This is a genomic window from Pseudomonas sp. GW823-FHT05G12, assembly GCF_058795575.1.
In genome coordinates this window covers 3,052,532-3,072,577 of record NZ_CM179501.1, presented here as the reverse complement: position 1 = coordinate 3,072,577, position 20,046 = coordinate 3,052,532, and the positions used below count along the sequence as shown (strand labels likewise).

General features: G+C 62.8%; 18 protein-coding genes. 15 read left to right on the top strand and 3 right to left on the bottom strand.

Going from position 1 to position 20,046, the window contains the following annotated elements; genetic code table 11:
• Positions 1-14: 14 nt before the first annotated feature.
• From hisN to AC3RCM_RS13855, 15 genes are all read left to right on the top strand, one after another.
• A complete protein-coding gene (gene hisN, locus AC3RCM_RS13925; protein ID WP_064492792.1) occupies positions 15-806 on the top strand; it encodes a histidinol-phosphatase in 792 nt (263 codons plus the stop codon).
• A gap of 186 nt (positions 807-992) precedes the next feature.
• The gene (locus AC3RCM_RS13920) at positions 993-1,724 is read left to right on the top strand and encodes a hypothetical protein (RefSeq protein WP_019751653.1); all 732 of its coding nucleotides are present in this window, start codon (positions 993-995) and stop codon (positions 1,722-1,724) included.
• Between the two features lie 299 nt (positions 1,725-2,023).
• Positions 2,024-2,980 (top strand): benABC operon transcriptional activator BenR, encoded by a 957-nt coding sequence (benR, locus tag AC3RCM_RS13915; RefSeq protein ID WP_274139687.1) that lies wholly within the window; start codon positions 2,024-2,026, stop codon positions 2,978-2,980.
• A gap of 94 nt (positions 2,981-3,074) precedes the next feature.
• Entirely contained in the window at positions 3,075-4,004 is a 930-nt protein-coding gene (locus AC3RCM_RS13910; protein ID WP_232968545.1) for an RHS repeat-associated core domain-containing protein, read from the top strand.
• 83 nt (positions 4,005-4,087) lie between these two features.
• Positions 4,088-5,446 (top strand): benzoate 1,2-dioxygenase large subunit, encoded by a 1,359-nt coding sequence (gene benA / locus AC3RCM_RS13905; RefSeq protein WP_064491965.1) that lies wholly within the window; start codon positions 4,088-4,090, stop codon positions 5,444-5,446.
• The gene (gene benB, locus AC3RCM_RS13900) at positions 5,443-5,928 is read left to right on the top strand and encodes a benzoate 1,2-dioxygenase small subunit (RefSeq protein WP_004374327.1); all 486 of its coding nucleotides are present in this window, start codon (positions 5,443-5,445) and stop codon (positions 5,926-5,928) included. The genes benA and benB overlap by 4 nt, the downstream gene beginning before the upstream one ends.
• Positions 5,929-6,000: 72 nt before the next feature.
• Positions 6,001-7,011, top strand: coding sequence for a benzoate 1,2-dioxygenase electron transfer component BenC (gene benC, locus AC3RCM_RS13895; RefSeq protein WP_010954050.1), 1,011 nt, complete (start codon positions 6,001-6,003; stop codon positions 7,009-7,011).
• A gap of 191 nt (positions 7,012-7,202) precedes the next feature.
• Entirely contained in the window at positions 7,203-7,964 is a 762-nt protein-coding gene (locus AC3RCM_RS13890) for a 1,6-dihydroxycyclohexa-2,4-diene-1-carboxylate dehydrogenase (RefSeq protein ID WP_010954051.1), read from the top strand.
• Between the two features lie 57 nt (positions 7,965-8,021).
• Positions 8,022-9,350, top strand: coding sequence for an MFS transporter (locus AC3RCM_RS13885; protein WP_064491966.1), 1,329 nt, complete (start codon positions 8,022-8,024; stop codon positions 9,348-9,350).
• Positions 9,351-9,379: 29 nt separating this feature from the next.
• Positions 9,380-10,294, top strand: coding sequence for a catechol 1,2-dioxygenase (gene catA, locus AC3RCM_RS13880; RefSeq protein ID WP_064491967.1), 915 nt, complete (start codon positions 9,380-9,382; stop codon positions 10,292-10,294).
• A gap of 142 nt (positions 10,295-10,436) precedes the next feature.
• On the top strand, positions 10,437-11,636 hold the full coding sequence (locus AC3RCM_RS13875; RefSeq protein ID WP_492628950.1) for a benzoate/H(+) symporter BenE family transporter: 1,200 nt from the start codon (positions 10,437-10,439) through the stop codon (positions 11,634-11,636).
• Positions 11,637-11,690: 54 nt separating this feature from the next.
• A complete protein-coding gene (locus AC3RCM_RS13870; RefSeq protein ID WP_047602859.1) occupies positions 11,691-12,941 on the top strand; it encodes an OprD family porin in 1,251 nt (416 codons plus the stop codon).
• Positions 12,942-13,015: 74 nt separating this feature from the next.
• Positions 13,016-14,095, top strand: coding sequence for a metal-dependent hydrolase (locus AC3RCM_RS13865; protein WP_492628949.1), 1,080 nt, complete (start codon positions 13,016-13,018; stop codon positions 14,093-14,095).
• Between the two features lie 68 nt (positions 14,096-14,163).
• Positions 14,164-15,075 carry a LysR family transcriptional regulator gene (locus tag AC3RCM_RS13860; protein WP_064491971.1) on the top strand — a complete coding sequence of 304 codons (912 nt, stop codon included), beginning with the start codon at positions 14,164-14,166 and terminating at the stop codon, positions 15,073-15,075.
• A 100-nt stretch (positions 15,076-15,175) separates the two neighbouring features.
• Positions 15,176-16,156: an LLM class flavin-dependent oxidoreductase gene (locus AC3RCM_RS13855; protein WP_064491972.1), complete on the top strand. Its 981-nt coding sequence runs from the start codon at positions 15,176-15,178 to the stop codon at positions 16,154-16,156.
• Positions 16,157-16,198: 42 nt separating this feature from the next.
• On the opposite strand, the gene AC3RCM_RS13850 is transcribed toward AC3RCM_RS13855, so the two are convergent.
• The 3 genes from AC3RCM_RS13850 to AC3RCM_RS13840 all read right to left on the bottom strand — a co-directional run bounded on the left by AC3RCM_RS13850 (position 16,199) and on the right by AC3RCM_RS13840 (position 19,995).
• Positions 16,199-17,296 (bottom strand): alkene reductase, encoded by a 1,098-nt coding sequence (locus AC3RCM_RS13850; RefSeq protein ID WP_129931716.1) that lies wholly within the window; start codon positions 17,294-17,296, stop codon positions 16,199-16,201.
• A 95-nt stretch (positions 17,297-17,391) separates the two neighbouring features.
• Positions 17,392-18,402, bottom strand: coding sequence for an aldo/keto reductase (locus AC3RCM_RS13845; protein ID WP_198746919.1), 1,011 nt, complete (start codon positions 18,400-18,402; stop codon positions 17,392-17,394).
• A gap of 72 nt (positions 18,403-18,474) precedes the next feature.
• On the bottom strand, positions 18,475-19,995 hold the full coding sequence (locus tag AC3RCM_RS13840; protein ID WP_492628948.1) for an FAD-dependent oxidoreductase: 1,521 nt from the start codon (positions 19,993-19,995) through the stop codon (positions 18,475-18,477).
• Positions 19,996-20,046 lie beyond the last annotated feature (51 nt).

Here is a 20,046-nt window from a genome sequence, read left to right as displayed (position 1 = left end):
ACGAGGCCTGTCCCATGTCCCTGAGTGCTGAACAGATCGTTGAGTATCGCGCCTTTGCCGAGCAATTGGCCGATGCTGCCGCTGCAGCGATCGCGCCGTACTTCCGCGCCAGCCTGGATGTCGAGGACAAGGGCGGGCGTCTGTACGACCCGGTGACCGTGGCCGACAAGGCCGCTGAAGACGCCATGCGTGAGTTGATCCAGGCGCGTTACCCCGAACACGGCATTCTTGGCGAAGAGGCCGGCGTTGCGGTGGGCAGCAGCCCGTTGACCTGGGTGCTGGACCCGATCGATGGCACCCGCGCCTTCATTACCGGCTTGCCGCTGTGGGGCACCTTGATTGCCCTGAATGACGGCACCCGCCCCGTGCTGGGGGTGATGAACCAGCCGTTCACCGGCGAACGTTTCGTGGGTACCCCGGCAGGCGCCTGGCGCAGTGGCACGCCCCTGAAGACGCGTGCCTGCGCCGACCTGTCTGCCGCCACGCTGATGTGCACCACACCGGACATGTTCGACACCGCCGAGCGCAAGGCGGCATTCGAAGCGGTCGCCGGCAAGGCGCGGTTGATGCGTTATGGCGGTGATTGCTATGCCTACTGCATGCTGGCGTCGGGCTTTGTCGACGTGATTGTCGAAGCGAGCCTTCAGCCGTATGACGTACAGGCGCTGATGCCGATCATCGAAGGGGCGGGTGGCGTGATCACGGCGTGGGATGGCAGTTCGGCGCAGGATGGCGGGTGCGTGGTGGCCTGTGGTGACCCTGCGCTGCATGCGCAGGTGCTGGAGATGTTGCGCCACGCCATGTGATCCGGGTTCATCGCACTTGGCCTCTTCGCGGGCGAGTCCCTTCTTGTGGGAGCGGGTTCACCCGCGAAGAGGCCGCCACAGGTTTCCATTCTCTCCAGCCACCGCACTTTTTCCCATTTTCGGGCTCTATGCTTGGCCAGGCCGCGCTGACTCCCGGCGCAGCCGCCGAATATCGACCCGGTGCCGATGGTTGCAAGCTACGCGAATTTCCTCCCCCGCCTGCTACTGACAGGTGCCCTGGCATGCCTGTGCGCCTGTACGCAGCAGCAGGGCCGTGACATGGTCAACCAGCTCGGCAACGGCAAACCCAGCGAGCTGTTCCAGACAAGCGTCGACCGCCTGGCCACGCTGTCGATGCGCGACAACCTGCAAAGCCTGTACCTGCTGATGAACAAGCTGTACCTGCGCAACCCCAGCCAGTGGAAGATGTCTGGCTACCTTGACGCCGCCACCGCCGAGCGACAGATCCGCATCGCCATCGAACAGCGCCGGCCGCTGCCGCAACTGGGCAACCGCCGTGACCTGGCGGCATTGAGCTACGCCCTGAGCCCGGAGTTTCGCGGGGACCGGGTCGGCGCCTTCATCTACGCCATCGGTAGCATGCTGATCACCGCGCATGGTGGGCGTACCGAGTTCTACATGACCGATACCATCGATCCCCTGTTCGTAAACAATGCCGCGCGCAATATCGAGAAGGCAACATGGATGCTCAGCCAGCGGCAAGATGCCAATGGGGTGTTGCTGCTGTTCTCGAACGAAATCTCGGAGGAGGGCAGCAACCTGAGTTTTGCCGTTGAGTTCGGCAAGATCGTCGCGCGGCTGGACTTGCTGGCCGAGTTGCTGGATGAGCGTTATCGGCGCATAGGCTTGAATTACGCGCAAAGCCTGTTGCTGATGAACTTCCTGCCGGTGCAGTGAATGACGGTCGTTGCAGGAGCGCCTGGTCCGCCGTCACGTGCAGGCCACGCGAGTACCGGAAGATACTGTTCGATAAACGAACACGCATGACGCCGGACCTGTCCGCTATCCGCCCAGCCAATCCCATCGTTGCATTGCCCAACCCCCGCCTTTTTGCTGTAGTGTCCCTGTCCGCCGGCTGTCGCCTGCCCCTGCGACGCGCTGCCAGCCCGATAGAATGACCGTGATGACCGCAACCACAGCCCACAAGGCGGTAGGGCGCGGCGACCAGAACAATAACGATACCGAGTGCCTTGCCTATGGAAAGCCGCCTGCTGAGCGAGCGCAGTAGCGTGTTTCACCACGCCGATCCTTACGCTGTGTCCGATTATGTGAACCAGCATGTAGGCCAGCATTGCATCGGTCTGTCCCGTACTACCCACCCCCAGGCCAGCCTCAGCCATCGCAAGTTTGCCGAGCTCGACCTGTGCCGTATCAGCTATGGCGGCAGTGTTCGCGTGACGTCGCCTGCGCTGGAAACCATCTACCACCTGCAAGTCTTGCTCAATGGCAACTGCCTGTGGCGCGGGCACAAGCGCGAGCAGCACCTGGTGCCGGGCGAATTGCTGCTGATCAACCCGGACGACCCGGTTGACCTGACTTACTCGGAAGACTGCGAGAAGTTCATCCTCAAGGTGCCGACCCGGCTGCTGGACTCGATCTGCGATGAGCAGCGCTGGCAGCGGCCTGATGGGGGTGTGCGGTTCTTGCGCAATCATTACCGGCTGGATGAGCTGGATGGCTTCGTGAACCTGCTGGCCATGGTTTGCCACGAGGCGGAAGTGAGCGATTCGCTGCCAAGAGTGCAGGGCCATTACAGCCAGATTGTCGCCAGCAAGCTGCTGACTCTGATGAGCACCAATATCCGCCGCGAGAGCCTGAGTGCCCCGCAGGCCGGGCTAGAGCGCATTCTTGATTACATCGAACGCAACCTGAAACTGGAATTGTCGGCTGAAGTGCTGGCGGAGCAGGCTTGCATGAGTTTGCGCTCGTTATATGCCTTATTTGATCAGCAGTTGGGCACCACGCCCAAGCATTACGTGCGCCAGCGGAAACTGGACCGGGTGCATGCCTGCCTGAGCGACCCTACTTGTGGCGTGCGCAGTGTGACGGAACTGGCCCTGGATTACGGTTTCCTTCATCTGGGGCGGTTTTCCGAGGTTTATCGGCAGCAGTTTGGCGAGTTGCCTTCACAGACATTCAAGCGGCGCGCGTGACGGCGTTTGGCTTGTAGACCTGGCATTTCTGCCAGTTGCGAGCGCTTTGCTCTTAAACCACCATTAGTTCTATGCCGGACGAATGGTGACAGCCATGCAGCAGTCGCAGAAACAAATTTATTTCTACGCTCCCGAAGGACTTTCGCTGGTCAAATATGTTGGCGCAGAAGCTTCGGCTTTGGTGCGAGCAGCAGGCCGGACGCTGGCGCAGCGTGATGATGTCCAGGCAGCGCTTTACGCAGCGGATCTACAAGGCTCGGTTCAGGGATGCATTGGGCGAAATGCAACGAACCGGATGCACTACACGGCGTATGGCTGGGACAGCCAAAATACTGATGCATCAGCGTTGTTGCGATTCACCGGCCAGCGGAAAGACACTCTCACGGGGCACTATTTGCTGGGCGATGGATATCGCGCATTCAGCCCGGTGCTGATGCGGTTCAATGCGCCAGACAGCTTGAGCCCGTTCGGTGATGGGGGGGGCAATGCGTATTGTTATTGCAAGGGTGATCCAGTGAACATAGTGGATCCAAGTGGTCACGTTCCAAGTGGTCCCGTTGTCTATCCGCCCAGTAGCTTCATTGCGGGCGGTTTATTTACCAAGCGATGGGGACTTCGCTCGGCTGCATCATATCAGTGGGGTCAAAAAGCTCCGGCCTTGAAAACCCTCGGTGTGCAGAAGGCAGTGGATGAATTCGACAGTACCCTCCCAGCCAGGATAAAACACGCCAAAAGAAACCAATCGTGGCACCCAAATGACGTACAGCGACTAAAGCGAGCTGCTGGCTGGCTCCAAAGCAGAGCAAATCGTTTTGATCTGGCAGTAAAGCACTTTGAAAAGGAGCGTCTCCCGGTGGATACCCAAGCAGCCCGGGAGACATTGCAGGAGGTGTTAAGTATCAAACAATGGGTTGATCGACACCTGATAGCTGCAAAAGGATTTTTAGAAAAGCGCGAGTTGTTTGAAGCATTGCCATTTTCTCAAGCGACCGAAAAAGTACCGAACATCCGTAAATCTGGATAACGTTCTGCACAATCCGGATAGTCCCCCGCCAGCCGTCTCCCTAACCTGACCAGGTCTAAACAATAACAAGGGAGACCCTGGCCATGTCCCTGGGATTCGACTACCTCAATGCCATGCTCGAGGACGACCGTGAAAAGGGCATCTACCGCTGCAAGCGGGAGATGTTCACCGACCCACGGCTGTTCGACCTGGAGATGAAACACATCTTCGAGGGCAACTGGATCTACCTGGCCCACGAAAGCCAGATCCCCGAGAAGAATGACTTCCTCACCCTGACCATGGGGCGCCAGCCGATTTTCATCGCGCGCAACAAGGACGGTGAGCTCAATGCCTTCCTCAACGCCTGCAGCCACCGCGGCGCCATGCTGTGCCGGCACAAGCGCGGCAACCGTTCCAGCTATACCTGCCCGTTCCACGGCTGGACGTTCAACAACAGCGGCAAACTGCTGAAGGTGAAAGACCCCAGCAACGCCGGCTACCCTGACAGCTTCAACTGCGACGGCTCCCACGACCTGACCAAGGTGGCACGCTTCGAGTCGTACCGGGGCTTTTTGTTCGGCAGCCTGAACGCCGACGTGAAACCGCTGGTCGAGCACCTGGGCGAGTCAGCGAAGATCATCGACATGATCGTCGATCAGTCGCCTGAAGGCCTGGAAGTGCTGCGCGGTGCCAGCTCGTACATCTACGAAGGCAACTGGAAGCTCACCGCCGAAAACGGCGCTGACGGCTACCACGTGAGCTCCGTGCACTGGAACTACGCCGCCACCCAGAACCAGCGCAAGCAGCGCGAGGCGGGTGACGAGATCAAGACCATGAGTGCTGGCGCCTGGGCCAAGCAGGGCGGCGGTTTCTATTCCTTCGACCACGGCCACCTGCTGCTGTGGACCCGTTGGGCCAACCCGGAAGACCGCCCGGCCTATGAGCGCCGCGACCAGCTGGCCGCTGATTTCGGCCAGGCGCGCGCCGACTGGATGATCGAAAACTCGCGCAACCTGTGCCTGTACCCCAACGTGTACCTGATGGACCAGTTCAGCTCGCAGATCCGCGTTGCCCGGCCGATTTCGGTGAACAAGACCGAAATCACCATCTACTGCATCGCGCCGAAAGGCGAGAGCGCCGATGCCCGCGCCAAGCGTATCCGCCAGTACGAAGACTTCTTCAACGTCAGCGGCATGGCCACCCCGGACGACCTGGAAGAATTCCGCTCGTGCCAGACCGGCTATGGTGGCGGCACTGGCTGGAACGACATGTCCCGTGGCGCCAAACACTGGGTAGAAGGCGCCGATGAGGCGGCCAGGGAGATTGAACTCGAACCCCTGCTGTCGGGCGTGCGCACCGAGGACGAAGGCCTGTTCGTGCTGCAGCACAAGTACTGGCAGGACACCATGATCCAGGCCCTCAAGGACGAACAGCAGCTGATCCCCGTGGAGGCCGTGCAATGAGCCTGTATGAAACCGTGCGCGACTTCCTGTACCGCGAAGCGCGCTACCTGGACGATGCCCAGTGGGACCAGTGGCTGGAACTGTACGCCAGCGATGCCAGCTTCTGGATGCCGAGCTGGGACGATGACGACACCCTCACCGAAGACCCACAAAGCGAAATCTCGCTGATCTGGTACGGCAACCGTGGCGGCCTGGAAGACCGTGTGTTCCGCATCAAGACCGAGCGCTCCAGTGCCACCGTGCCCGACACCCGCACCTCGCACAACATCAGCAACATCGAGATCGTCGAGCAGGGCGAGGGCAGCTGCCAGGTGCGCTTCAACTGGCACACCCTGAGCTTCCGCTACAAGACCACCGACAGTTACTTCGGCACCAGCTTCTACACCCTCGACCTGCGCGGCGAGCAGCCGCTGATCAAAGCCAAGAAGGTGGTGCTGAAGAACGATTACGTCCGCCAGGTCATCGACATCTACCACATCTGATACTGGGTTTTTCGAGCATTGCCCGGTGCGTCTTGTGACGCGCCGTGGCCCGGCTCGCCCGCGAGGTGCAACATGAGCTACCAGATCGCACTGAATTTCGAAGACGGGGTTACCCGTTTCATTGAGGCCACCGGTCAGGAAACCGTGGCCGACGCCGCTTACCGCCAAGGCATGAACATTCCGCTGGACTGCCGCGACGGCGCTTGCGGGACCTGCAAGTGCAAGGCTGAGTCCGGTCGTTATGACCTTGGCGACAACTTCATCGAAGACGCCTTGAGCGAAGACGAAATCGCCGAAGGCTACGTGCTGACGTGCCAGATGCGTGCCGAAAGCGACTGCGTCATCCGCATCCCGGCTTCGTCGCAGCTGTGCAAGACCGAGCAGGCCACTTTCGAGGCCGCCATCAGCGATGTGCGCCAACTGTCGGTCAGCACCATTGCCCTGTCGATCAAGGGTGAGGCCCTGAGCCGTCTGGCCTTCCTCCCGGGGCAGTACGTCAACCTGAAGGTGCCGGGCAGCGAGCAGAGCCGGGCCTACTCGTTCAGCTCGCTGCAGAAGGACGGCGAAGTCAGCTTCCTGATCCGCAACGTACCGGGTGGGCTGATGAGCAGCTTCCTGACCAACCTTGCCAAAGCCGGCGACAGCCTGAGCCTGGCCGGGCCGTTGGGCAGCTTCTACCTGCGGCCGATCCAGCGCCCGCTGTTGCTGCTGGCCGGTGGTACCGGGCTGGCACCGTTCACCGCGATGCTGGAGAAGATCGCCGAGCAGGGCAGCGAGCACCCGCTGCACCTGATCTACGGCGTGACCAACGACTTTGACCTGGTCGAACTCGACCGCCTGCAAGCGCTGGCGGCACGTATCCCCAACTTCACCTACAGCGCCTGCGTCGCCAACCCGGACAGCCAGTACCCGCAGAAGGGCTATGTCACCCAGCACATCGAGCCACGCCACCTCAATGACGGCGATGTGGATGTGTACCTGTGCGGCCCGCCACCCATGGTGGAAGCGGTCAGCCAGTACGTGCGTGAGCAGGGCATTACCCCGGCCAACTTCTACTACGAGAAGTTTGCGGCTGCGGCCTGACGCTCCCTGATTCAAAGCAATACGCCGACCCTGTGGGAGCGGGCGAGCCCGCGAAGCAGGCTGCACGGTGGATGGCACGGGCTTCGCCCGTGTTCGCGGGCAAGCCCGCTCCCACAGTGATCGCGCAGCCCTTCCGGCTTTGAGCAAGACAATTGCTGCCACAGGGTCTCTCGCGAACTGGAGATTTACATATGAACAACAGATTCCAAGGCAAGGTTGCCCTGGTCACCGGTGCCGCCCAAGGCATCGGCCGGGGCGTGTGCTGGCGGCTGAAGGCTGAAGGCGCGCAAGTGGTCGCGGTAGACCGTTCCGAGCTGGTCCACGAACTGGCTGGCGAGGGCATGCTCACCCTCACCGCCGACCTGGAACAACACGCCGATTGCGCCCGGGTCATGGCCAGTGCGGTGGAAACCCATGGCCGCCTGGACATCCTGGTCAACAACGTAGGCGGCACCATCTGGGCCAAGCCCTTCGAACACTATGAAGTCGAGCAGATCGAGGCCGAGGTGCGCCGCTCGCTGTTCCCCACCCTATGGTGCTGCCACGCCGCGCTGCCGTACATGCTCGAACGTGGCAGTGGCGCCATCGTCAATGTCTCGTCCATCGCTACCCGCGGCGTCAACCGTGTGCCTTACGGCGCAGCCAAGGGTGGCGTCAACGCGCTCACTGCCTGCCTGGCCTTCGAAACCGCCGGCCGGGGCATCCGCGTCAACGCCACTGCGCCCGGCGGCACCGAAGCACCGCCCCGGCGGGTACCGCGCAACAGTGCAGAGCAGACCGAGCAGGAAAAGCGCTGGTACCAGCAGATCGTCGACCAGACCCTCGACAGCAGCCTGATGCACCGCTACGGCAGCATCGACGAGCAGGTGGGGGCCATTCTGTTCCTCGCGTCCGACGAAGCCTCGTACATCACCGGCGTGACCCTGCCGGTAGGAGGCGGCGACCTGGGCTGAACCGCAACCTCAAGGCAAAAGCTTTCTTCCACAACAAAAACAAGAGCGACAGATGCCATGCGAACCCTTGATGTACACCCGATCATCGACAATGCGCGCTTTACCCCGTTTCACTGGATGGTCATGGCCTGGTGCGGCCTGCTGCTGATTTTCGACGGCTATGACCTGTTCATCTACGGTGTGGTACTGCCGGTCATCATGAAAGAGTGGGGCCTGACCCCGTTGCAGGCTGGTGCATTGGGCAGCTATGCGCTGTTCGGCATGATGTTCGGCGCCCTGGCCTTCGGCAGCCTGGCCGACCGCATCGGGCGCAAGAAGGGCATTGCCATCTGTTTCGCCTTGTTCTCGGGGGCGACCATCCTCAACGGCTTTGCCAGCAGCCCGAGCGAGTTTGGCATCTACCGCTTCATCGCCGGCCTGGGCTGTGGCGGCCTGATGCCCAACGCCGTGGCGCTGATGAACGAATACGCGCCCAAGCGCCTGCGCAGCACGCTGGTGGCGATCATGTTCAGTGGTTATTCGCTGGGCGGCATGCTGTCGGCAGGTGTCGGCATCTTCATGCTGCCGCGTTTTGGCTGGGAGTCGATGTTCTTCGCCGCAGCGGTGCCACTGCTGCTGTTACCGGTGATTCTTTACTACCTGCCTGAATCCATCGGCTTCCTGGTGCGCCAAGGCCGTATCGAGGAAGCACGCACACTGCTCAAACGCCTGGACCCGGACTGCGATGTCCAGGCCGATGATGTGCTTCAGGCGGCCGACCGCAAAGGCAGCGGCGCTTCGGTGCTGGAACTGTTCCGCAATGGCCTGGCGATTCGCACCCTGGCGCTGTGGGTTGCGTTCTTCTGCTGCCTGCTGATGGTCTATGCACTGAGTTCCTGGCTGCCAAAGCTGATGGCCAACGCCGGCTACAGCCTGGGCTCAAGCCTGTCATTCCTGCTGGCACTGAACTTTGGCGGCATGGCCGGGGCGATCCTCGGCGGCTGGCTGGGTGACCGCTACAACCTGGTCAAGGTGAAGGTGGCGTTCTTCATTGCCGCCGCACTGTCGATCAGCCTGCTGGGGGTGAACAGCCCGATGCCGGTGCTGTACCTGCTGATCTTCATTGCCGGCGCCACCACCATTGGTACGCAGATTCTGCTGTACGCCGGCGCTGCGCAGATGTACGGCCTGTCGGTGCGCTCTACCGGCCTGGGCTGGGCCTCGGGCATTGGCCGTAATGGCGCCATCGTCGGCCCGCTGCTGGGCGGTGCGCTGATGGGCATCAACCTGCCACTGCAACTCAATTTCATCGCCTTCGCCATCCCTGGCGCCATCGCCGCGCTGGCCATGGCCGTGCACCTGGCCAGTGGTCGGCGCCACGCCCAGACCCTGGCGGCGCAGGCCTGAACCGAACAGAACAAGACGAGGTAACCCCCATGACCGTGAACATTTCCCATACTGCCGAGGTACAGCAGTTCTTCGAGCAGGCCGCAGGCTTTGGTAATGCGGCCGGCAACCCACGCCTCAAACGCATCGTGCAGCGCCTGCTGCAGGATACCGCGCGGCTGATCGAAGACCTGGACATCAGCGAAGACGAGTTCTGGCACGCCGTCGACTTCCTCAACCGCCTGGGCGGTCGCGGCGAAGCCGGGCTGCTGGTGGCGGGGCTGGGCATCGAACACTTCCTCGACCTGCTGCAGGATGCCAAGGACCAGGAGGCAGGGCGCGTTGGCGGTACTCCACGCACCATCGAAGGCCCGTTGTACGTGGCTGGCGCACCGATTGCCCAAGGTGAAGTGCGCATGGACGATGGCAGCGAGGAGGGCGTGGCCACGGTGATGTTCCTGGAAGGCCAGGTGCTGGACCCGCACGGACATCCGCTGCCGGGTGCCACGGTCGACCTGTGGCATGCCAATACCCGTGGTACCTACTCGTTCTTCGACCAAAGCCAGTCGGCGTACAACCTGCGTCGGCGCATCGTTACAGATGCCCAGGGGCGCTACCGTGCGCGCTCCATCGTGCCATCGGGCTATGGCTGCGACCCGCAGGGGCCAACCCAGGAATGCCTGGACCTGCTGGGCCGTCATGGCCAGCGCCCGGCGCATGTGCACTTCTTTATCTCGGCGCCAGGTTACCGGCACCTGACCACGCAGATAAACCTGTCGGGGGACAAGTACCTGTGGGATGACTTTGCCTATGCCACACGGGATGGGTTGGTCGGGGAGGTGGTGTTCGTCGAAGGGTCGGAGGGTCGGCATGCCGAGCTGAAGTTCGACTTCCAGTTGCAGCAGGCCCAGGGCGGTGCCGATGAGCAGCGCAGCGGGCGGCCGCGGGCTTTGCAGGAGGCCTGATCCACCGCGTGGGCTGTTTCGCGGGCATGCCCGCACAGGTGAAGCCTGTGCAGTCGTTGTTGGAGCGGGCATGCCCGCGAAACAGCCAACACCCAAACAAGAGCCCGCCACAAAGGCCGGCCGCTGCCTTGCGAGAAGCTACATGAAAACGCTGATCAAGGATTGCTCTGTGTCGGCCATCGTCGCCGGCAGCATTGCCACTACGATCTCCTACGCCGGCCCGTTGGTGATCATTTTCCACGCCGCCGAAGCGGCCGGCCTGTCGCACCAGCAGTTGTCATCCTGGGTCTGGGCCGTGTCCATGGGCAGTGCCGTACTCGGTGTGCTGCTCAGCCTGCGCTACCGCGTGCCGGTAGTGATCGCCTGGTCGATCCCGGGGTCGGCCCTGTTGGTCACCGCCTTGCCGCAACTGGGCCTGGAGCAGGCCGTGGGTGCCTACCTGGTGGCCAACCTGGTCCTGCTGCTGATCGGCATCAGCGGGGCCTTCGACCGCATCATCGCGCGACTGCCGGGGTCTATCGCTGCCGGTATGCAGGCCGGGATCCTGTTCAGCTTTGGCATCGAGGTGTTCCGCGCCTTGCCGGTGCAACCGCTGCTGGTACTGGCGATGTTCGTCACCTACGTGCTGATGCGTCGGATGCAGCCGCGCTATGCAGTGGCTGCGGTGCTGGGCGTGGGCATGCTGGTGACCGTGGCCAGCGGTACGTTGCGCAGCGAGGCACTTGTGCTGGAACTGGCCTCACCTCAGTGGATCACCCCCCAGTTCAGCCTGGCGGCGGTATTCAGCCTGGCGCTGCCGATGGTGCTGGTGGCGCTGACCGGGCAATTCATGCCGGGTATGGCGGTACTGCGCAACGCTGGCTACCCCACGCCGGCCAGCCCGCTGATCAGCGCCAGTGCCCTGATCGGAGCGCTACTGGCGCCGTTCGGTTGCCACGGGCTGAACCTGGCGGCGGTTACCGCCAGCCTGTGCACCGGCCATGAGGCCCATGAAAACCCGCAACGGCGTTATGTGGCGGCGGTGGCTGGCAGTGCGTTGTACCTGCTACTGGGCATTGCCGGGGCCACCTTGATGTCGCTGTTCGCCGCCTTTCCCGCCGTACTGATCGCTGCCCTGGCCGGTTTGGCCCTGTATGGCGCCATCAGCGAAGCCTTGGTCCGCAGCCTGGCAGAACCGGCCGAGCGCGACGCCGGGCTGTTCACCTTCCTGGTCACCGCTTCGGGGGTGGCTTTTCTGGGCCTGTCGGCAGCGTTCTGGGGGCTGCTGTTCGGCCTGCTGGCGCACGCGCTGCTGAGGCTGCGCCAGCCACGTGCCCGGGAGGTGCTGCGCCGTACCCCATGAACTGCCGTGTTTCCAACGCTTTACCCATAAAAACAAGATCAAGAGAGCTTCGGAATGAACCACACCCCTTGCGTTGCCCTGGGCCTGACATTGCTCAGCCAGCCACTGCTGGCTGCCGAAGGCGGCTTCTTCGAGGACTCGAAGGCCACCCTGAGTGCCCGTAACTACTACTTCAGCCGCGATTTTTCCGACATTGTCGGGGCCAACAAACAGTCCAAGGCCGAGGAGTGGGCCCAGGGTTTCATCCTCGACTTCAAAAGTGGCTACACCCCGGGCCCCGTCGGTTTTGGCGTGGACGCCCTGGGCTTGCTGGGCATCAAGCTGGACAGCAGTCCAGACCGCACCAACACCGGCCTGTTGCCGGTGCATGGCGACGGCCGCGCTGCCGACGAGTACAGCCGCCTGGCGCCGACCTTCAAGGCCCGGATATCAAAAACCGAACTGCGTGCAGGTGAACTGCAACCGAACCTGCCGGTGCTGACCTTCAGTGATATTCGCCTGTTGCCACCCACCTATCAGGGCGTGAGTTTGAGTTCGTCGGAAATCGACGGGCTGACTATGCAGGCCGGGCACTTGAAAAGCACCCACCTGCGCAACGAAGGTGGCGACGGCAAGATGAACGCGATGCTCGGCCATGTGCCGATGCGACAGGCCGAAAGCGACGCGTTCAACTACGTGGGTGGGGATTATGCGTTCAATGCCAACCAGAGCAGCGTCAGCCTTTGGTACGGTCAGCTGGAGGACATCTACCAACAAGGCTTTGTTGGCCTGAAGCACAGCAAACCCGTCGGCGACTGGGTACTCAGCGCCAACCTGGGTTATTTCACCGCGCGTGAGCAAGGCGATGCGCTGCTGGGCAACATCGACAACCAGGCGTTCTTCTCGCTGTTCACTGCCCGGCATGGCGGGCACAGCTTCCATGCCGGCTACCAGGGCATTTATGGCGATAGCCCGTTCCCACGGGTATTCGCCAACATCTCGCCGTTGGGCAACGAGGTGCCGACCTATGAGTTTGCCTACACCGACGAACGCTCGTACCAGGTGCGTTACGACTACAACTTCGCCGCCATGGGCGTGCCGGGCCTGACAGCGACCGTGCGCTACATAACCGGTAACAATGTCGATACCGGGCTGGGTTACGAAGGGCGTGATCGCGAGCGTGATCTGGATATCGGCTATGCGGTGCAGAGCGGGGCACTGAAAGGGTTGGGGATACGGGTGAGGAACGCCATGGCGCGCTCCAACTACCGCAGTGATATCGACGAGAACCGCCTGACGCTGGTGTACACCTGGCAGCTGTTCTGAGCCATCCAGAAGAATTGCGCATCAGGGGTGTATGGGGGTAGCGTGCGGAAACGACTCTTTCAGGAATCCCCACCTTGGACTCCATCACCCAAGCCGTACTTGGCGCGGCGCTGCAAGGGACCGTGCTCGGGCGCATCCAGGGCCGACGCTCGCTGCTGTATGGTGCAGCACTGGGCACGCTGCCGGACCTGGATGTGATCATTCGCTATGCCGACCCGGTGTCGCAGATGACTTATCATCGCGGCTTCTCCCACTCGTTGTTCGTGCTCACCGGCCTGGCCTTGCTGTTGGCCTGGCTGGTCAACAGGCGCTGGCCCGGCAAGGGGTATACCTTGCCCAGGCTTTTTTTGGCGTTCTGGCTGGTATTGGTAACCCATCCGGTGCTCGACGCCTTCACGGTTTACGGCACGCAGTTGTTCTGGCCTTTGCACACCACCCCGGAAAGCTGGGCGGCGGTGTTCATTATCGACCCGGTCTACACCGTGCCGCTGCTGGCTGCGGTGGTCTTCACCCTCATGAAGGGCGTGACCCGCAGGGCTACCCGCCTGCTGACCATGGCCCTGGTGTTCAGTACCTGCTACCTGGGTTTCGGCCTGGCGGGGCGCATGGCTGCCGAACAGCGCTTCCAGTCGGCACTGGACCAGCAAGGTATCGTCGTGAGCGAGGTGCGTGCCGTGCCGATGGCATTCAACAGCCTGGTCTGGCGGGTGCTGGCCAAGACCCCGGATGGCGATTACTACGAAGGCATCAGCAGCGTGCTCGACCAGCAACCACCCGAAATGCAACGCTTGTCGCGCAACCTGGAACTGGCGCAAGCACTGAACGATGACCCGTTGCACCAGCGCTTGCGCTGGTTCACCAATGACTGGCTGCGTTATGACCAGATTGGCGACGCACTGGTGGTCACCGACCTGCGCATGGGAATCCCGGGGAATTACACCTTTCGCTTCAACATGGCTCAGCGCGATCATCAAGGGCAGTGGATGGTCGGTGTGCCTTCGGCGTGGCGAGGCAGCGGGCCTGGCTCGCTGTTCAACGCTCAAGAGCTGATGCTTATCTGGCGACGCATTGTCGACCAGCAGCCGCCGCTGCCGCTGGCTAACTGGACAGATCGCTACCTCTGGCAAACCGAAGCTGCAAGGCAGCCCCAATAGATCAGGAACCTTGCATTGCCTGAAATTGCACCCATCTATGGCGGTTCGATCAGCGTCAGGAAAACACCATGGAACCCAATCGCTTCGGCGACATCGCCGCCTTCGTCAGCGCCGCGAAGGCCGGCAGCTTCACCGCCGCTGCTGCCAGCCTGGGCCTGACCCGTTCGGCGGTGGGCAAGAGTATCGCCCGCCTGGAGGCCCGCATGGCGGTGCGTCTGCTCAACCGCACTACGCGCAAGCTGAGCCTGACCGATGAAGGCCTGGTGGCGTTCGAGCGCTGGCGGCAGATTCTGGATGACCTGGACGAGGTCGAAAGCACCATGGCCCTGCGCCGGGGCAAGCCCACTGGCACCCTGCGTCTGACCGCGCCGTTGTCGCTCGGGCAGCGCCATGTCCTGCCGGTCCTCGACCAGTACCTCAAGCAATGGCCCGAACTGCGGGCGGATATCCGCTTCACCGACCGTTTCGTTGATCTGGTCGAAGAGGGTGTGGACGTCGCCGTGCGCATCGGTGCACCCAAGGAAGATTCGCAATTGCTGACGCGCACCGTCGCCTGGCAGCAGTTCGTGACCTGTGCTTCGCCTGCGTATCTGGAGAAGCGCGGTGTACCGCAGATGCCCGGCGACCTCTATGGCCATGACAAGATCGCCTTCCTGGCGGGCGAGAAGGCCATGCCCTGGCGCTTTCACACAGAAGCGGGGCTGCACCTGTGCGAAGATCCCGGGCGGCTGAACATCGACAGTTCCGAAGCCATGCTTGACGGCGCCCGGGCCGGTTTCGGCCTGATTCACCTGCCTACCTATATCACCGGTGACGACCTGCGCGCTGGCAATCTGGTGGAAGTACTGCACGCCTACCGCCCCCCGGCAGACCCCATTCGCATCGTCTACCCAAGCAAGCGCCACCTGTCCCCTCGGGTACGCGGCTTCATCGACTTGTTGGTGGCCAGCTGGGAGCCAGGCGTGCCTTGGGAATACTGATTGGGGAATGCCAGGCCCCTATGCCGGGCCTGAAATTGGGTTTATCGCTGGCGGCGCAGCATGGAAACTGGCAGCCACTGATAATCCCTCTGGAGACCCCATGACTGCACTGTCCGTACTGGATCTGGTCATGATCGGCGAAGGCAAGACCTTCGCCGACGCGATCGAAGAATCCCGCCAGCTGGCGCGGCATGTCGAGCAACAGCACTACAGCCGCTACTGGATCGCCGAGCACCATGACATGCCGGGCATTGGCTCGGCTGCCACGTCGCTGGTGATCAACGAAATCGCCAACGCCACCCGACACATTCGTGTGGGTGCTGGCGGCATCATGCTGCCCAACCATGCGCCGTTGGTGGTGGCCGAACAGTTTGGCACCCTCGATACATTGCACCCAGGCCGTATCGACCTGGGCCTGGGCCGTGCGCCAGGCACGTCCGGGCCGACCGTGCGGGCATTGCGCGGCGCCGCGCCAGAGCGTGATTTCAGCCAGGACATCGCCGAGCTGCGTGATTACCTGGCGGATAACGGCAAACGCCGGGTGCGCGGCGTACCGGGTGCGCACGATGTGCCAGTGTGGATCCTCGGTTCCAGCCTGTTCGGTGCTGACCTGGCGGCGAAGCTGGGCCTGCCTTATGCCTTCGCCTCGCACTTTGCCCCGCGTTACCTGCTGCAAGCCATTGCCCATTACCGCGCCAACTTCCAGCCTTCCGCGCAACTGGCCAAACCCTATGTGATGGTTGGCATGAACCTGTTCGCCGCTGCCAGCGATGCTGAGGCGCACTACCTGGCCAGCTCCCACCGCAAGTGGATGCTGGACCTGCATGTCGGGCGCTTTGGCTTGCTGCCCAAGCCGCAAGAGGGTTACATCGAACGCTTGCCGGACCACGAGCGCGCCGTGCTCGATCAGGTGATGGCCTGCACCGTAGCCGGAGGGCCCGAACGGGTGAGGGAAGGGCTGCGCTCGCTGATCGAGCAGACCGGGGCGGACGAGCTGATGATCGACTGCCGCATCCATGACCCCCTGGCGCGGCAGCGGTCACACGCCTATGCCGCGCAGGCGCTGGCTGAACTGGGCTGACACGACAAAAAACGGGCGCCCGCAAGAGCGCCCGTTTTTGCATCAAGCCTGCTTCAGGAACGGATAATCCGTATACCCTTCAGGCCCATTGGCATAATCGAACTTCGCCCGGTGCTCATTCAGCGGCGCTTGCAGCCGCAGACGCTCCACCAGGTCGGGGTTGGCAATGTAGGCGCGCCCGAACGCCACGGCATCGATCAAACCCCGCCCGATGAGGTCTTCGCCTTTCTCGGCGGTGTAGGCACCGGCCGCGATGATCACCCCGGGGTAGGCGGCGCGAATGGCCTGGCGGAACTCGTCACGCAGTGGCTTGCCACCGGCCCAGTCCGGCTCGGACAGGTGCAGGTAGGCGAGGTTGCGCTTGGCCAGTTCGCGGATCAGGTACAGGCCGGCGGCTTCCTGGTCTTCGCCATTGTCCACACCATTGAAACCACCCAACGGGAACACGCGAATACCGACTCGGTCGGCGCTCCAGTTGGCAATGGCCGCGTCCACCGCCTCCAGCACAATGCGCGCACGGTTTTCAACGCTGCCGCCGTAGCGGTCTTCGCGCTGGTTGGCACTGGGGGTGAGGAACTGGTGCAGCAGGTAACCGTGGGCGGCGTGCAACTCGATGAAGTCGAAGCCGGCTTCACAGGCATTGATCGCGGCCTGGCCAAAGTCGGCGACGATGCCAGCGATCTCCGCTTCGCTGAGCGCCCGGGGGGCGGAGGTTTCCACGCGCGTCAGGTTGCCTTGCGCGTCACGCAGGGTGGTGCGTGCATCCGCCGGCAGTGCCGAAGGGGCCACGGGTGCCTCGCCGCCAGGTTGCAGGGAGGTATGCGACACCCGCCCGGTGTGCCACACCTGCACGGCGCTGTGGCCGCCATCGGCATGGATGCCTTCGTTGATGTGCTTCCAGGCAGCGATCTGTTCGGCGCTGTGAATGCCGGGCGAGCCCGAATAGCCCTTGGCCTGGAAGGAGATTTGCGTGGCTTCAGTGATGATCAGCCCAGCACTGGCACGCTGACGGTAGTACTCGGCCATCAGCGCGGTGGGTACATCACCCGGCTCCAGGCTGCGCAGGCGGGTGAGGGGGGCCATGAATACGCGGTTGGGCAGGGTGAGTGGGCCGATTTGCAGCGGTTGCAAGAGTTTCATTGCAGCTCCAGAGGTGGAAAACCAATGGTGCGCACGATACCGGGGTGATTGGGGAAAGGGGGGACCGGGAGCCCGGCTCAGGGCTCCCCAATGCGTCAGCTGCGTGCCAGCCGCCCACTCACATAATGCGCCACGTCATTGAAGCCCGGCGTGGACGCATGCCCTGGCGTTACCAACGAATCGATGAATGCCTCATCCTCCGCGGTAATCTTCACCGCCAATGCGCCGCCATAGGTATCCCACTGCTCCTCGGTCCGCGGCCCGACAATCGCGGAACTGACCCATTGGTTATTCAACACCCAGGCAATGGCGAATTCGACAATGCCCACCCCCTTGGCCTCTGCATACGTCTGAATCTGCCGGGCAATGGTCAGCGACTCCTGGCGCCACTCCACTTCCATGATGCGTTTGTCCTGCCGCCCTGCTCGGCTACCGGCTTCCGGCACCGCGCCCGGCGCATACTTGCCACTGAGCACGCCCCGGGCCAGCGGGCTGAAGGGTACGACGCCCAGACCATGGGCGGCGGCGGCCGTGAGCTGTTCGGGCTCGGCCTGGCGGTTGACGATGTTGTACAGCGGCTGGCTGACTACCGGCCTGGGCACACCGAGGCGCTCGGCAACATGGCAGACCTCGGCAATGCGCCAGCCACGGAAATTGGACACCCCCCAGTAGCGGATCTTGCCCTGGCGCAACAAGTCGCCAATGGCCTGCACGGTCTCTTCCAGCGGTACCTTGTGGTCTTCGCGGTGCAGGTAGTAGATGTCCAGGTAGTCCATGCCCATGCGGGTCAGCGTGGCATCCACGGCATTGAAGATGTGCTTGCGCGACAACCCGCTGCGGTTAGGCAGGCCGTCGGCCGGGCCGAAGCCGACCTTGCTGGCGACGATCCAGTCATGGCGATGGCGCGCCACGGCTTCACCGACGATTTCTTCCGAGCGCCCGGCGTTGTACACGTCGGCGGTGTCGATGAAGTTGATGCCTTGGTCCCAGGCCTTGTCGATGATGCGCAGGGCATCCTCGGTACTGGTCTGCTCGCCGAACATCATGCTGCCCAGGGTAAGGGCGGAAACCTGCAGGCCACTGTGGCCGAGGGGGCGGTAGATCATGCGCGTGGGTCCTTATGCAGTCGGCTGACCTACCTGTTTTACACACAACCGGGAAGCATTGAAAGGCGCCCCTCAGCCAATGAGCGCCAAAGCCTCCTGCAGGCTCAAGGGGCGCTTCAGGCGTTGCGACAGCGTTGCCATGGCATCGGAGTAACCCTTGGCGATAACGGCCTCGACGCGCTCATCCACACACTGCAGGGCAACGAAATCGCCTTTTTCCGGCTCACCGACGAATTCGATGCGGTTCCAGTCCCTGGCATGGCCTAACACTTCATAGGTACGGCCATGCTGGTAGGTCCAAAAGAACGGTACATCGGCATAACGGCGTTGTTCGCCAAGCATGTTGGCGGCGGCGATAACCCCGTGTTGCTGGGCCAGGCGCCAGTGCTCGATGCGCACCGGGCGCCCCGTGAGCGGGAACGTGGCGATGTCACCGGCGGCCCACAAACCGTCGGCTGCGCGCATTTCTGCGTCGACCCTCACCGATTTGTCTTCGCCAAGCGGCACGCCTTGAAGGAACGCGGTGGCGGGCTTTACCCCGGTGCCGAGCAGCACCAAGGGGGTCTGCAGCCGTTCACCATTGGCCAGTTGCACCGCTTCGACCTTGTCCAGGCCTTCGATCCGCTCGACCTCGGTGGGGCCGTGGAAGGTGATGCCTTTTCGTTCATGCAGCGCGCGAATGCAGCGCCCGATCCGCTCGCCCAACTGTCGGGCCAGAGGGACTTCGTGGCGCGAGACCACGTGCACCTGCAAGCCATACTTGCGCAATGCCGAGGCTGCCTCCAGGCCGATGAAGCCATCACCGACGATGACCACCGGTTGGCCAGGCTCGGCTGCGTCGAGCAACTGTGCAGCATCTTCCAGCGAGCGGAGGGTGAACACCCCGGGCAAGTCGGCACCGGTAATGTCTGGGCGCAGTGCTTTACCGCCGGTTGCCAGCAGGCAGGCGTCGTAATCGATCTGCTGACCATCGGCGAGGGTGACCTGGCGCTTCTGGCTGTTCAGGGTGCGCACCTTGCCGTGCTTGCGCTGCAGTTGGCCCTTGCGCAGGGCGTCGGCTTCGAGCAGCGCGGGGACCTCATCGGGCGGCATCTGCCCGGCAATCACGAATTTGCTCAGTGCTGTGCGATCGTAGGCCGGCTGGCGCTCCTGGTCGATCCATACCAGCCTGCCCGCGAAGCCATGAGCCAGCAGCGTGGCGACGGCGGCGCTGCCGGCGGCCCCGGCGCCGACCACCACAAAACAGCGGGCATCGCTGTGTCTGGGCGGTTCGGTTGCCGGCAGGGGCTGGTCATCGACCCAGACTTCATCGCCCTTGATCCACGCCTTGTAGCGGCGCAGGTCGGCGAGTGCAGGCGGCTCACAAACCACGCCGTCGCCAACGGCGAACGCAGCTTTGTGCCAAGGGCAGACCAGCAGGCCACCGCAGACTACACCTTCGTCGAGTGGGGCCCCGGCATGGGGGCAGTTGCCTTGATAAGCGTGTACCTGCTCCCCTTGGCGGACGAGGATGAGTTCTTCGCTACCGGCCTGCACGCGCAGGGGGCGGTGTTCGTCGAGCTGGGCCAAGCGGGCCACGGCGTACTGGGTCATGGGGCTTCTCCAAAGGGGCCTTTGGAACCATTTGACGCCTGGGGCGAGAAG